Raw genomic sequence first — 15,621 nt, 5'->3', positions numbered from 1 at the left:
CAGCACCACGCTGATCATCGACGACGTGACGGACGACAACACCGTTAACGCCGAGGAAGCCGACGGCGACGTGACCGTGACCGGCCGCGTGACCGGCGAATACGCGGAAGGCGACGTGGTCACCCTGACCATCAACGGCAATGACAGCTACACCACCACCGTTAACGCAGCGGGCGAGTGGAGCGTCAACGTACAGGGCAGTGACCTGGTCGCCGACGCCGACCAAACCATCGACGGCGTGATCGCCGCGACGGACGAAGCCGGCAACGTGGGCGACGTCACCGCCGAGAAAGTCTACAACGTCGACGTAGACGCCCCGACTGACAGCAGCACCACGCTGATCATCGACGACGTGACGGACGACAACACCGTTAACGCCGAGGAAGCCGACGGCGACGTGACCGTGACCGGCCGCGTGACCGGCGAATACGCGGAAGGCGACGTGGTCACCCTGACCATCAACGGCAATGACAGCTACACCACCACCGTTAACGCAGCGGGCGAGTGGAGCGTCAACGTACAGGGCAGTGACCTGGTCGCCGACGCCGACCAAACCATCGACGGCGTGATCGCCGCGACGGACGAAGCCGGCAACGTGGGCGACGTCACCGCCGAGAAAGTCTACAACGTCGACGTAGACGCCCCGACTGACAGCAGCACCACGCTGATCATCGACGACGTGACGGACGACAACACCGTTAACGCCGAGGAAGCCGACGGCGACGTGACCGTGACCGGCCGCGTGACCGGCGAATACGCGGAAGGCGACGTGGTCACCCTGACCATCAACGGCAATGACAGCTACACCACCACCGTTAACGCAGCGGGCGAGTGGAGCGTCAACGTACAGGGCAGTGACCTGGTCGCCGACGCCGACCAAACCATCGACGGCGTGATCGCCGCGACGGACGAAGCCGGCAACGTGGGCGACGTCACCGCCGAGAAAGTCTACAACGTCGACGTAGACGCCCCGACTGACAGCAGCACCACGCTGATCATCGACGACGTGACGGACGACAACACCGTTAACGCCGAGGAAGCCGACGGCGACGTGACCGTGACCGGCCGCGTGACCGGCGAATACGCGGAAGGCGACGTGGTCACCCTGACCATCAACGGCAATGACAGCTACACCACCACCGTTAACGCAGCGGGCGAGTGGAGCGTCAACGTACAGGGCAGTGACCTGGTCGCCGACGCCGACCAAACCATCGACGGCGTGATCGCCGCGACGGACGAAGCCGGCAACGTGGGCGACGTCACCGCCGAGAAAGTCTACAACGTCGACGTAGACGCCCCGACTGACAGCAGCACCACGCTGATCATCGACGACGTGACGGACGACAACACCGTTAACGCCGAGGAAGCCGACGGCGACGTGACCGTGACCGGCCGCGTGACCGGCGAATACGCGGAAGGCGACGTGGTCACCCTGACCATCAACGGCAATGACAGCTACACCACCACCGTTAACGCAGCGGGCGAGTGGAGCGTCAACGTACAGGGCAGTGACCTGGTCGCCGACGCCGACCAAACCATCGACGGCGTGATCGCCGCGACGGACGAAGCCGGCAACGTGGGCGACGTCACCGCCGAGAAAGTCTACAACGTCGACGTAGACGCCCCGACTGACGCAGCACCACGCTGATCATCGACGACGTGACGGACGACAACACCGTTAACGCCGAGGAAGCCGACGGCGACGTGACCGTGACCGGCCGCGTGACCGGCGAATACGCGGAAGGCGACGTGGTCACCCTGACCATCAACGGCAATGACAGCTACACCACCACCGTTAACGCAGCGGGCGAGTGGAGCGTCAACGTACAGGGCAGTGACCTGGTCGCCGACGCCGACCAAACCATCGACGGCGTGATCGCCGCGACGGACGAAGCCGGCAACGTGGGCGACGTCACCGCCGAGAAAGTCTACAACGTCGACGTAGACGCCCCGACTGACAGCAGCACCACGCTGATCATCGACGACGTGACGGACGACAACACCGTTAACGCCGAGGAAGCCGACGGCGACGTGACCGTGACCGGCCGCGTGACCGGCGAATACGCGGAAGGCGACGTGGTCACCCTGACCATCAACGGCAATGACAGCTACACCACCACCGTTAACGCAGCGGGCGAGTGGAGCGTCAACGTACAGGGCAGTGACCTGGTCGCCGACGCCGACCAAACCATCGACGGCGTGATCGCCGCGACGGACGAAGCCGGCAACGTGGGCGACGTCACCGCCGAGAAAGTCTACAACGTCGACGTAGACGCCCCGACGACGACAGCACCACGCTGATCATCGACGACGTGACGGACGACAACACCGTTAACGCCGAGGAAGCCGACGGCGACGTGACCGTGACCGGCCGCGTGACCGGCGAATACGCGGAAGGCGACGTGGTCACCCTGACCATCAACGGCAATGACAGCTACACCACCACCGTTAACGCAGCGGGCGAGTGGAGCGTCAACGTACAGGGCAGTGACCTGGTCGCCGACGCCGACCAAACCATCGACGGCGTGATCGCCGCGACGGACGAAGCCGGCAACGTGGGCGACGTCACCGCCGAGAAAGTCTACAACGTCGACGTAGACGCCCCGACTGACAGCAGCACCACGCTGATCATCGACGACGTGACGGACGACAACACCGTTAACGCCGAGGAAGCCGACGGCGACGTGACCGTGACCGGCCGCGTGACCGGCGAATACGCGGAAGGCGACGTGGTCACCCTGACCATCAACGGCAATGACAGCTACACCACCACCGTTAACGCAGCGGGCGAGTGGAGCGTCAACGTACAGGGCAGTGACCTGGTCGCCGACGCCGACCAAACCATCGACGGCGTGATCGCCGCGACGGACGAAGCCGGCAACGTGGGCGACGTCACCGCCGAGAAAGTCTACAACGTCGACGTAGACGCCCCGACTGACAGCAGCACCACGCTGATCATCGACGACGTGACGGACGACAACACCGTTAACGCCGAGGAAGCCGACGGCGACGTGACCGTGACCGGCCGCGTGACCGGCGAATACGCGGAAGGCGACGTGGTCACCCTGACCATCAACGGCAATGACAGCTACACCACCACCGTTAACGCAGCGGGCGAGTGGAGCGTCAACGTACAGGGCAGTGACCTGGTCGCCGACGCCGACCAAACCATCGACGGCGTGATCGCCGCGACGGACGAAGCCGGCAACGTGGGCGACGTCACCGCCGAGAAAGTCTACAACGTCGACGTAGACGCCCCGACTGACAGCAGCACCACGCTGATCATCGACGACGTGACGGACGACAACACCGTTAACGCCGAGGAAGCCGACGGCGACGTGACCGTGACCGGCCGCGTGACCGGCGAATACGCGGAAGGCGACGTGGTCACCCTGACCATCAACGGCAATGACAGCTACACCACCACCGTTAACGCAGCGGGCGAGTGGAGCGTCAACGTACAGGGCAGTGACCTGGTCGCCGACGCCGACCAAACCATCGACGGCGTGATCGCCGCGACGGACGAAGCCGGCAACGTGGGCGACGTCACCGCCGAGAAAGTCTACAACGTCGACGTAGACGCCCCGACTGACAGCAGCACCACGCTGATCATCGACGACGTGACGGACGACAACACCGTTAACGCCGAGGAAGCCGACGGCGACGTGACCGTGACCGGCCGCGTGACCGGCGAATACGCGGAAGGCGACGTGGTCACCCTGACCATCAACGGCAATGACAGCTACACCACCACCGTTAACGCAGCGGGCGAGTGGAGCGTCAACGTACAGGGCAGTGACCTGGTCGCCGACGCCGACCAAACCATCGACGGCGTGATCGCCGCGACGGACGAAGCCGGCAACGTGGGCGACGTCACCGCCGAGAAAGTCTACAACGTCGACGTAGACGCCCCGACTGACAGCAGCACCACGCTGATCATCGACGACGTGACGGACGACAACACCGTTAACGCCGAGGAAGCCGACGGCGGTCGACCGTGACGTGACCGGCCGCGTGACCGGCGAATACGCGGAAGGCGACGTGGTCACCCTGACCATCAACGGCAATGACAGCTACACCACCACCGTTAACGCAGCGGGCGAGTGGAGCGTCAACGTACAGGGCAGTGACCTGGTCGCCGACGCCGACCAAACCATCGACGGCGTGATCGCCGCGACGGACGAAGCCGGCAACGTGGGCGACGTCACCGCCGAGAAAGTCTACAACGTCGACGTAGACGCCCCGACTGACAGCAGCACCACGCTGATCATCGACGACGTGACGGACGACAACACCGTTAACGCCGAGGAAGCCGACGGCGACGTGACCGTGACCGGCCGCGTGACCGGCGAATACGCGGAAGGCGACGTGGTCACCCTGACCATCAACGGCAATGACAGCTACACCACCACCGTTAACGCAGCGGGCGAGTGGAGCGTCAACGTACAGGGCAGTGACCTGGTCGCCGACGCCGACCAAACCATCGACGGCGTGATCGCCGCGACGGACGAAGCCGGCAACGTGGGCGACGTCACCGCCGAGAAAGTCTACAACGTCGACGCGGAGGCTCCGACGAGCGCACGACCACGCTGATCATCGACGACGTGACGGACGACAACACCGTTAACGCCGAGGAAGCCGACGGCGACGTGACCGTGACCGGCCGCGTGACCGGCGAATACGCGGAAGGCGACGTGGTCACCCTGACCATCAACGGCAATGACAGCTACACCACCACCGTTAACGCAGCGGGCGAGTGGAGCGTCAACGTACAGGGCAGTGACCTGGTCGCCGACGCCGACCAAACCATCGACGGCGTGATCGCCGCGACGGACGAAGCCGGCAACGTGGGCGACGTCACCGCCGAGAAAGTCTACAACGTCGACGTAGACGCCCCGACTGACAGCAGCACCACGCTGATCATCGACGACGTGACGGACGACAACACCGTTAACGCCGAGGAAGCCGACGGCGACGTGACCGTGACCGGCCGCGTGACCGGCGAATACGCGGAAGGCGACGTGGTCACCCTGACCATCAACGGCAATGACAGCTACACCACCACCGTTAACGCAGCGGGCGAGTGGAGCGTCAACGTACAGGGCAGTGACCTGGTCGCCGACGCCGACCAAACCATCGACGGCGTGATCGCCGCGACGGACGAAGCCGGCAACGTGGGCGACGTCACCGCCGAGAAAGTCTACAACGTCGACGTAGACGCCCCGACTGACAGCAGCACCACGCTGATCATCGACGACGTGACGGACGACAACACCGTTAACGCCGAGGAAGCCGACGGCGACGTGACCGTGACCGGCCGCGTGACCGGCGAATACGCGGAAGGCGACGTGGTCACCCTGACCATCAACGGCAATGACAGCTACACCACCACCGTTAACGCAGCGGGCGAGTGGAGCGTCAACGTACAGGGCAGTGACCTGGTCGCCGACGCCGACCAAACCATCGACGGCGTGATCGCCGCGACGGACGAAGCCGGCAACGTGGGCGACGTCACCGCCGAGAAAGTCTACAACGTCGACGTAGACGCCCCGACTGACAGCAGCACCACGCTGATCATCGACGACGTGACGGACGACAACACCGTTAACGCCGAGGAAGCCGACGGCGACGTGACCGGACCGGCCGCGTGACCGGCGAATACGCGGAAGGCGACGTGGTCACCCTGACCATCAACGGCAATGACAGCTACACCACCACCGTTAACGCAGCGGGCGAGTGGAGCGTCAACGTACAGGGCAGTGACCTGGTCGCCGACGCCGACCAAACCATCGACGGCGTGATCGCCGCGACGGACGAAGCCGGCAACGTGGGCGACGTCACCGCCGAGAAAGTCTACAACGTCGACGTAGACGCCCCGACTGACAGCAGCCACCACGCTGATCATCGACGACGTGACGGACGACAACACCGTTAACGCCGAGGAAGCCGACGGCGACGTGACCGTGACCGGCCGCGTGACCGGCGAATACGCGGAAGGCGACGTGGTCACCCTGACCATCAACGGCAATGACAGCTACACCACCACCGTTAACGCAGCGGGCGAGTGGAGCGTCAACGTACAGGGCAGTGACCTGGTCGCCGACGCCGACCAAACCATCGACGGCGTGATCGCCGCGACGGACGAAGCCGGCAACGTGGGCGACGTCACCGCCGAGAAAGTCTACAACGTCGACGTAGACGCCCCGACTGACAGCAGCACCACGCTGATCATCGACGACGTGACGGACGACAACACCGTTAACGCCGAGGAAGCCGACGGCGACGTGACCGTGACCGGTCGCGTGACCGGCGAATACGCGGAAGGCGACGTGGTCACCCTGACCATCAACGGCAATGACAGCTACACCACCACCGTTAACGCAGCGGGCGAGTGGAGCGTCAACGTACAGGGCAGTGACCTGGTCGCCGACGCCGACCAAACCATCGACGGCGTGATCGCCGCGACGGACGAAGCCGGCAACGTGGGCGACGTCACCGCCGAGAAAGTCTACAACGTCGACGTAGACGCCCCGACTGACAGCAGCACCACGCTGATCATCGACGACGTGACGGACGACAACACCGTTAACGCCGAGGAAGCCGACGGCGACGTGACCGTGACCGGCCGCGTGACCGGCGAATACGCGGAAGGCGACGTGGTCACCCTGACCATCAACGGCAATGACAGCTACACCACCACCGTTAACGCAGCGGGCGAGTGGAGCGTCAACGTACAGGGCAGTGACCTGGTCGCCGACGCCGACCAAACCATCGACGGCGTGATCGCCGCGACGGACGAAGCCGGCAACGTGGGCGACGTCACCGCCGAGAAAGTCTACAACGTCGACGTAGACGCCCCGACTGACAGCAGCACCACGCTGATCATCGACGACGTGACGGACGACAACACCGTTAACGCCGAGGAAGCCGACGGCGACGTGACCGTGACCGGCCGCGTGACCGGCGAATACGCGGAAGGCGACGTGGTCACCCTGACCATCAACGGCAATGACAGCTACACCACCACCGTTAACGCAGCGGGCGAGTGGAGCGTCAACGTACAGGGCAGTGACCTGGTCGCCGACGCCGACCAAACCATCGACGGCGTGATCGCCGCGACGGACGAAGCCGGCAACGTGGGCGACGTCACCGCCGAGAAAGTCTACAACGTCGACGTAGACGCCCCGACTGACAGCAGCACCACGCTGATCATCGACGACGTGACGGACGACAACACCGTCAACGCCGAGGAAGCCGACGGCGACGTGACCGTGACCGGCCGCGTGACCGGCGAATACGCGGAAGGCGACGTGGTCACCCTGACCATCAACGGCAATGACAGCTACACCACCACCGTTAACGCAGCGGGCGAGTGGAGCGTCAACGTACAGGGCAGTGACCTGGTCGCCGACGCCGACCAAACCATCGACGGCGTGATCGCCGCGACGGACGAAGCCGGCAACGTGGGCGACGTCACCGCCGAGAAAGTCTACAACGTCGACGTAGACGCCCCGACTGACAGCAGCACCACGCTGATCATCGACGACGTGACGGACGACAACACCGTTAACGCCGAGGAAGCCGACGGCGACGTGACCGTGACCGGCCGCGTGACCGGCGAATACGCGGAAGGCGACGTGGTCACCCTGACCATCAACGGCAATGACAGCTACACCACCACCGTTAACGCAGCGGGCGAGTGGAGCGTCAACGTACAGGGCAGTGACCTGGTCGCCGACGCCGACCAAACCATCGACGGCGTGATCGCCGCGACGGACGAAGCCGGCAACGTGGGCGACGTCACCGCCGAGAAAGTCTACAACGTCGACGTAGACGCCCCGACTGACAGCAGCACCACGCTGATCATCGACGACGTGACGGACGACAACACCGTTAACGCCGAGGAAGCCGACGGCGACGTGACCGTGACCGGCCGCGTGACCGGCGAATACGCGGAAGGCGACGTGGTCACCCTGACCATCAACGGCAATGACAGCTACACCACCACCGTTAACGCAGCGGGCGAGTGGAGCGTCAACGTACAGGGCAGTGACCTGGTCGCCGACGCCGACCAAACCATCGACGGCGTGATCGCCGCGACGGACGAAGCCGGCAACGTGGGCGACGTCACCGCCGAGAAAGTCTACAACGTCGACGCGGAGGCTCCGACGAGCGACACGACCACGCTGATCATCGACGACGTGACGGACGACAACACCGTCAACGCCGAGGAAGCCGACGGCGACGTGACCGTGACCGGTCGCGTGACCGGCGAATACGCGGAAGGCGACGTGGTCACCCTGACCATCAACGGCAATGACAGCTACACCACCACCGTTAACGCAGCGGGCGAGTGGAGCGTCAACGTACAGGGCAGTGACCTGGTCGCCGACGCCGACCAAACCATCGACGGCGTGATCGCCGCGACGGACGAAGCCGGCAACGTGGGCGACGTCACCGCCGAGAAAGTCTACAACGTCGACGTAGACGCCCCGACTGACAGCAGCACCACGCTGATCATCGACGACGTGACGGACGACAACACCGTTAACGCCGAGGAAGCCGACGGCGACGTGACCGTGACCGGCCGCGTGACCGGCGAATACGCGGAAGGCGACGTGGTCACCCTGACCATCAACGGCAATGACAGCTACACCACCACCGTTAACGCAGCGGGCGAGTGGAGCGTCAACGTACAGGGCAGTGACCTGGTCGCCGACGCCGACCAAACCATCGACGGCGTGATCGCCGCGACGGACGAAGCCGGCAACGTGGGCGACGTCACCGCCGAGAAAGTCTACAACGTCGACGTAGACGCCCCGACTGACAGCAGCACCACGCTGATCATCGACGACGTGACGGACGACAACACCGTTAACGCCGAGGAAGCCGACGGCGACGTGACCGTGACCGGCCGCGTGACCGGCGAATACGCGGAAGGCGACGTGGTCACCCTGACCATCAACGGCAATGACAGCTACACCACCACCGTTAACGCAGCGGGCGAGTGGAGCGTCAACGTACAGGGCAGTGACCTGGTCGCCGACGCCGACCAAACCATCGACGGCGTGATCGCCGCGACGGACGAAGCCGGCAACGTGGGCGACGTCACCGCCGAGAAGGAATACAACGTCGACGCCGCCCCAGAGGCTGCGGGTGGACAAGTAACAGGTGAGGAAGACACCGCTTTAATACTGAAATGGAGTGATTTTAATATCACTGACGATTCACCTGCTGCTGAACAGGGAATTGTGATTACCGATTTGCCTTCCTCTGGAACATTGGAATTCAAAGATGCCAGTGGGCAGTGGCAGAGCGTGGCAGTGGATGCAAACTTCACCAGAGCGGAAATAGATGCTGGGCAACTGCGCTTTATGCCAGAAGCTAATGAGTCAGGCTTCGATAGCTATGGTGGTGAGGGTGTAGGTAACCAGCAAGTTGACTATGCTCAGTTGCAGTTCGTACCCACTGATGCTCGCAATGAAGGAGTGGAAGCTACCCTCAAAATCGATATCAAGCCTGTTGCCGATGCACCCACTATCTCTGTATCGCTGGGTGACACACTTGAGTCGGTACGAGCATCAGTCATTACGGTTGAGCATGGCAGCGTTACTATCACCATTGAGGGTACTGAAATCAGCGCTGCCGGAATCAGCGGTGAGGTAATCAAACCACCGTTTAGTGATGGCAACCTAAACCCTGGGAGTGCCAATAATACCAACGGTGTTGATGTTATTGCGCTCATCGGTGACTTCAATAAGTTGGTGAATGGTAACCAGCCAGTTAATTCGATCAATGGTGATGACAAAGACTATATCTACTTAAACAAGCCGTTAACAAGCTATGCATTTAACCTAGGCGACCAGCATCAAAACTCGGGCTATGATGGAACCATCACCGATTTGGACACTGGTGTGACTATTAGTGTTAATAATATTCGTGGGATCATCTATGGCGATGGCTCCACTATGTTGCCCAGTGATGCTACTACCACTATTACCCAGACTGGCTATGACATTATCGAGGTCGAGCTCTCTGCTCTATTAACCGACACTGACGGCAGTGAGGTACTGTCGGATGTTATCTTGACAGACATTCCTGCGGGAGTGGTGCTGACCGGAGAGGGTGTGGTTAGCCAGTCGGATGGCAGTTGGCTGGTGACTAATCCTACAGGGGATAGCATCGATCAGTTGATGTTAACGATGAAAGTGCCTGTGAACGCCGGAGCTTTTGATATTACTGCTACGGTAACTTCAAGCGAGGTCTACCAGGATGCAGCTGGAGACCAGCAAGTTACAGACAGTAAAACCAGCACTGATACCACCGACGTTGAGCAATACAATATTGTGGTTGGTTCGCCTGGTGGCGACACCATTGACGGTACCAGTGCAAACGACATTATTATTAGTGATGTCGCTGGTCTGCAGTTAGTACCAGGTGAAAACTACAACCTGGCGTTTATGGTGGATACATCGGGCAGTATGTCGAATGCCGATATCGCCAATGCTAAGGCATCATTGACTGAAGTATTCAATACACTTAAAGAGAGTGTAGGTGAGGATAACGCCGGCACGGTGAACATCTTCTTGGTAGAGTTTGATACTCAGGCAGGAAGAAGTGTTAGTGTTGATTTGTCGGATCCACAAGCACTGCCCAAGCTACAAGCAGTTTTGGATGGATTCCAGCGTGGTGGGGGCACCAACTATGAAGATGTATTTAAAACCACTGCCAACTGGTTCTATACAGACGCCGTACAAGCCAATTCTGGTACCAACCAGACCTACTTTATTACCGATGGTTTACCGACGTATTATCAAGCCAACGAACAGGAGAGTGTGGTTGTAGGCTCCAGAGGAAATAGTCTTTGGAACTTGACTATTGATGACATTGATTACGTTCCTGGACAAGCTTATTCGATGAATATTGATGGCCAAGACAGAGAGGTCATCGATGTGAACGGTAATGTTTCTAATTGGAACTATAACTCTGGGATATGGTTGCCCATTGTGGGTTGGATTGGTCGTGGCTGGTCTAAAGATGGAATTGTTGGACAAGTAAAACCCGAAGGAGACGGCACATACGAGATTTCTGTTCTTGGTGGCAATGGCAGTAGCACCACACAAACGGTAGTCCAGAACTCACAGGAAGCATTTGCACAGCTAGACGGTATGTCGTCGGTCAATGCAATAGGTTTGGGCAACGAGCTAAATGAAAATAGCCTTCAGGCATATGACTCTGATGGCATTGTCCAGTCGAATATCGATCCGGAGCAACTTGCTGACGCCATACTTGGGCAAGATGTCGAGCTGCCGTCTGGTGATGACATTATTTCCGGTGGTGATGGCAATGATATCTTGTTTGGAGATCAGGTTACCTTCGGAGGGATAGAAGGTAACGGCTTACCTGCGATTAAGGCTTACATTGCAGGTCAGTTGGGTATCGCAGATCCTAATCAAATTTCTGCTGAGCAGATCCATCAATACATTAGCAATAATCATGGGGAGTTTAATAACTCCACAGGGACGGGCGGTAACGATATCCTGACTGGAGGGGATGGCGATGATATTCTGTTTGCACAAGGTGGGAATGACACGCTAATTGGTGGGGCTGGAGATGACATTATGTATGGAGGTAGTGGCGCAAATAACTTCGTATGGGAGTCGGGCGACCAAGGAGAAAGCCTCTCTCCGGCAGTTGATCAGGTAATGGACTTTAACGTAGGAACGTTCGGTTCAGATGCCTCTGCGGATCGGCTAGATATTGCTGACCTTCTGCAGGGAGAAAATGCAGAGAACCTCGATCAGTATATTGTGGCGGAGCAGCAGGGTGCTGATGCGGTATTGCATGTCAAATCGGATGGAGGCTTAGCATCAGATGGCAGTAATGCGGATCAACGTATCGTGTTGAAGGGTGTGGAAATTCCACAAGGTAGTAATTCTTCAGACTTTATTCAAAGCATGCTGGATGATGGCCAACTTAAGATAGATCAATAATCAGAACTGTTTTAGCAAAAAAGAAATGCCCCATACGCTATGTGTGGGGTTTTTCAATTGTGAAGGGAGGCAGTATGTATTTTGATGAGATACAGCTTTTACGTTGGATGAAAGGTGATAAATTAGCTGTTGAATATATAGAGATTATCTGCGATGTTGCCCATAAGTGGGATGATTTGATTGATAAAGATAAAGTGATCAGTGATGATGCTATTAATAAGCTTTTTTTTGATGTGCTGATTAAGCTCCCAAGAAATACCTTTTATCGTAAGAATTTTGATCATTTGAACTCAGTGCTAATGAATGCAATCTCTAATTGGCAAGTGGCAACCCAGCTGGAAAGAGAGGGAGAAGACTACGAAAAAAGCATTGCATTTATACTACGTTCCTCCTACGTGGATCTAATTACGCAGGCTGCTTTAATATGTGGAGGAAATAAATGGGCGTGTCAGGTGGGAAAAGAAGTAAGAAAAATTACCCATAATGAAACCTACGAAGGTTATCTTAAAAATTTAGCAATTGAAATAAATAGTCGTTCAGCAAAAAAATAAAGACTCGATCCAACCATCCTTCGTAGCCAGTGAATCCGTAAGGGAGTAATCCATGCTTTACATCAAACGCAACGCCCAAGGGGAGATTGTGATGCTCAGCAAAGAGCCATCGCCTGAGTGTAATGACACTATCAATGATGATTCACCAGAAGTGTTCGCTTTTTTAGCTGAGCAAACAGGGCAGTCGGCGCAGTTTATTGCATCCGACTTGGCTTTTGTGCGGGTGGTGGAAGATATGCTGGAAGTGCTGCTAGAGAAGGGCGTGCTTAGTTTTACTGACTTGCCTTCGGCGGCGCAGAGTAAAATCATGGAACGTAAATCGTTGCGTGCGAAGAATGATGTCAATTTGATTAGTGATGATGGCGGTATTATCTAACAAGGCGTTACTCTGTAACGCCTTGTTGTTCATGGCTTCCTTATCGAAGGTGCTTATGCGCGTACGCCTGGGCCGGTAGCTCCGTCAACGCCTACGCTGAAGAGGCTTTCCAATTCAGCTTGTTCAGTCACCCCTTCTGCGATCACCTGAATGCCAAGGGAGTGGCATAGCGTGGCCATACCTCGCACGATGGTTTGCTGTTCGTGAGAGGTATGAATCCCTCCAATCAAGCTGCTGTCTATTTTTAGATAGGCAAGCCCGATGTCGTGTAAATCGGCAAGTTTGGTGAATTCTGCCCCGACATGTTCAATTCCAAACTGACAACCTAATGGCCTTAGCGCGGCACATAAGCCGCGAAGGCTACCAATAGCGTGGCTGTTCAACATAGCGGGCACTTCGAAGCACAGCTGTTTGGCAAGTTGCGGTTGTTTTTCGAGCAACATTCTTAGCTCAATAACAAACTCAGCATTAGTAATTGAGGCAATTGAAAGATTAATGCCAATGGCGTGCGCTGGATTGTAAGCGAGTTGCTCAAGGGCTTTCTTAACCACGGCAATATCGAGCGCGGGCTCTAAGTTAAAGCGCGAGATCCAGGGAATAAACGTGCCAGCTGTTTGCCAGTGATTGGCAAGCTCTAGGCGAGCAGGACATTCGTAATGTAGTACGTCGTGGTGGGCATCAATAACTGGGAAATAAGCGAGCTGGGGGCCCAGCGCAATCGCGGCATTTAGCGCCGAACGCCATTCGGCATGATTGCCAAAGAGAGAGTTATGCTGATGCTCTCGTATAGCAACTGTGGTGTGGGCGCTCGCACTTTCGGCTTCGGCAAGGGCGTCGTCTAACGTAGCCAATAAACCACCTCGATCATCATGAGGTGTGTAGGCAACCACAGCGGTTGGTAAACGCATGCCGATATTGGGCGCCTTGAGCGCGATGCTATCAAGTGCTTGACGAAGACGCGGTATGAGTGCGCTAGTCTCTGCTTCTAAAGGCAGCATGAGGATAAAGTCACTACCGTTTAATCGCCCAACCAGTGCTTCTTCTGGCGTGGGGGCCAACTGAGAGAGTTGTGTCACTAACTCACTGAGTAACTGATCAGTAGCTTGGTGGCCTAGCTGTTCATTGAGGATTTCAAGCGACTCCACTCTGGTCATTATCATCAGCCCCGTGGCACGGGCGTCTTCACTCCCCAGTAACGATGATAAACGGCTCATAAACACATCGCGATTGAGCGCCCCTGTGACACGATCGTGTTGCAGGTGGCGACGTAGCTCATCCAGTTTTTGGCTTTCCTGGCTGAGCATTTGGTGCACACTAGCAGACAGAACGTTCATTGCTTGGGCCACTTCGCGTAGCTCTAACGTGCGGGGTTCTTTAATGGTGGTAAAGCGTCGGGCGCTGATATCTTTTGCCTGGGCGACAACCCGTACCAGAGGATGCTTGATACCGCGCACCACAACGGTGGCAATGGCGAGACTGATAGCGCCGGCCAGCAAGAACCAGCCTGCAAGCTCAAGCATAATGCGCCACAAAGAGGTATAGGCGAAACTGTGCTGGCTTTCGAGTTCAAGCGTACCGAATTGCCGCCAGCCGTCTTGAATCGTTGCCGTGCCAATCGGTACATCAAAGTGAATAACGTTGCGGAACCAGGCGGGTACATCGCCACTATATTCGTTGGCCGAACGCTCAATGAGCACCTGGCCTTCGGTGTCTCGCAGGGTAATGCGGCGATAATAGCCAGTATCAAACTGTGCGGAGATTAACAGTTCTAGTGTTACCACGTCCTTATCGAGCTGGCTCATGGAAAGTGCCAATGCCGTTGCATTGTCTTCGTTTTTAATGCGCACTTCCTGCTCGATATAGTCACGGCTCGAGGTGATGCTGATCGCAAGGCTGCCGATAAACGAAAGCAACAGTAGCGCAATAATGGCCAGCCAGAGCTGTTTAATCAGCGACATAGTGCTTAATCCTCTTAAATAAAACCTTGTGATTGCATCCGTTCAACGACATTGCGCCAGCGTGATAGTCGCGCTAACGGGTCGGCACGTGATTGCGTTGTGCTACCAGCCCATAACCCATCGCTATTAAAACTGAATACTGGGTCTAGGTCAGTGCGCTGAGAAGCAGGGGTAATAGAAGGCGCAATATTATCAAGTACTAACGGCTCGGCACTGGGCGTTGAGTAGTAGCCAAGTACCATATGTGCCTGGGTGATCTGGCTGCGGCCAATGCGTGCCCGAACATAAATCATGCGCAGGCGTTCACCGGGAACACCTAGTTGCTTCAGGGTGATGTACTTGGCAATGGAGTAATCTTCGCAGTCGCCTTGTGCTTTACCCATGGCCTCTAATGGCGTCGCCCAGTAGTCCTCTTGTCCCCATACGTGGATATCATCAATCCAACGTACTCGGCGATTAAAGAAGTCGTTGACCTCGCGAAGTTGCATTTGCACCTCTTGCCCACGCAAACGCTCCAGCATGGCAAACCACTCTTCTAAAACAGCAAGACCGCTTTGGCCATACTGTTGTTGCATGCTCTGCCGTAATCGTTGGGGGTTGAAGGCTGTTGCAGGCGAGGCGTGAAAACCTAATCCTGAGCTCAGCACAACAGCGCCGACAGTAGCTAAAAACTGTCGACGCGAAAGTTGCTTAAGTTGGGAGCGAGAGGAGGCAGGCATAAACCCCATGAGTAATAGTTAATA

Annotated in this window: 10 protein-coding genes and 1 pseudogene; 9 read left to right on the top strand and 2 right to left on the bottom strand. The window is 57.7% G+C overall.

Translation table 11 applies throughout. The features are described from left to right. Positions 1-7 precede the first annotated feature (7 nt). The 9 genes and pseudogenes from J4377_RS12200 to J4377_RS12160 form a co-directional block, all read left to right on the top strand. Positions 8-1,648 (top strand): annotated as a pseudogene (locus J4377_RS12200) (Ig-like domain-containing protein); the annotation flags it as partial. A gap of 11 nt (positions 1,649-1,659) precedes the next feature. Further along, on the top strand, positions 1,660-2,301 hold the full coding sequence (locus tag J4377_RS12195) for an Ig-like domain-containing protein (protein WP_253485769.1): 642 nt from the start codon (positions 1,660-1,662) through the stop codon (positions 2,299-2,301). Positions 2,302-2,312: 11 nt separating this feature from the next. Beyond that, complete coding sequence (locus J4377_RS12190) at positions 2,313-4,001, top strand: Ig-like domain-containing protein (RefSeq protein ID WP_253485768.1); 1,689 nt, start codon at positions 2,313-2,315, stop codon at positions 3,999-4,001. Between the two features lies 1 nt (position 4,002). Then, complete coding sequence (locus J4377_RS12185) at positions 4,003-4,593, top strand: Ig-like domain-containing protein (RefSeq protein ID WP_253485767.1); 591 nt, start codon at positions 4,003-4,005, stop codon at positions 4,591-4,593. Positions 4,594-4,604: 11 nt separating this feature from the next. Beyond that, positions 4,605-5,651 (top strand): Ig-like domain-containing protein, encoded by a 1,047-nt coding sequence (locus tag J4377_RS12180; RefSeq protein WP_253485766.1) that lies wholly within the window; start codon positions 4,605-4,607, stop codon positions 5,649-5,651. Beyond that, on the top strand, positions 5,648-5,935 hold the full coding sequence (locus J4377_RS12175) for a hypothetical protein (RefSeq protein ID WP_253485765.1): 288 nt from the start codon (positions 5,648-5,650) through the stop codon (positions 5,933-5,935). Before J4377_RS12180 ends, J4377_RS12175 begins: the two co-directional genes overlap by 4 nt. Further along, positions 5,913-11,993, top strand: a complete 6,081-nt coding sequence (locus tag J4377_RS12170) for an Ig-like domain-containing protein (RefSeq protein ID WP_253485764.1) — start codon at positions 5,913-5,915, stop codon at positions 11,991-11,993. Before J4377_RS12175 ends, J4377_RS12170 begins: the two co-directional genes overlap by 23 nt. Positions 11,994-12,067: 74 nt before the next feature. Then, on the top strand, positions 12,068-12,544 hold the full coding sequence (locus J4377_RS12165; protein ID WP_253485763.1) for a hypothetical protein: 477 nt from the start codon (positions 12,068-12,070) through the stop codon (positions 12,542-12,544). Positions 12,545-12,596: 52 nt separating this feature from the next. Continuing rightward, positions 12,597-12,920: a hypothetical protein gene (locus J4377_RS12160; protein WP_038476863.1), complete on the top strand. Its 324-nt coding sequence runs from the start codon at positions 12,597-12,599 to the stop codon at positions 12,918-12,920. Positions 12,921-12,973: 53 nt separating this feature from the next. On the opposite strand, the gene J4377_RS12155 is transcribed toward J4377_RS12160, so the two are convergent. Both J4377_RS12155 and J4377_RS12150 read right to left on the bottom strand, forming a co-directional pair. Next, the gene (locus J4377_RS12155; RefSeq protein ID WP_253485762.1) at positions 12,974-14,878 is read right to left on the bottom strand and encodes an EAL domain-containing protein; all 1,905 of its coding nucleotides are present in this window, start codon (positions 14,876-14,878) and stop codon (positions 12,974-12,976) included. A gap of 14 nt (positions 14,879-14,892) precedes the next feature. Continuing rightward, on the bottom strand, positions 14,893-15,606 hold the full coding sequence (locus J4377_RS12150) for a transglutaminase-like cysteine peptidase (protein WP_253485761.1): 714 nt from the start codon (positions 15,604-15,606) through the stop codon (positions 14,893-14,895). Positions 15,607-15,621: the final 15 nt, after the last annotated feature.

Origin of the sequence: Halomonas sp. XH26 (genome assembly GCF_024138895.1) — a bacterium.
GTDB lineage: Bacteria > Pseudomonadota > Gammaproteobacteria > Pseudomonadales > Halomonadaceae > Vreelandella > Vreelandella alkaliphila.
Note: the sequence above shows the minus strand (reverse complement) of the source record. Positions and strands in the feature narration are given on the sequence as shown.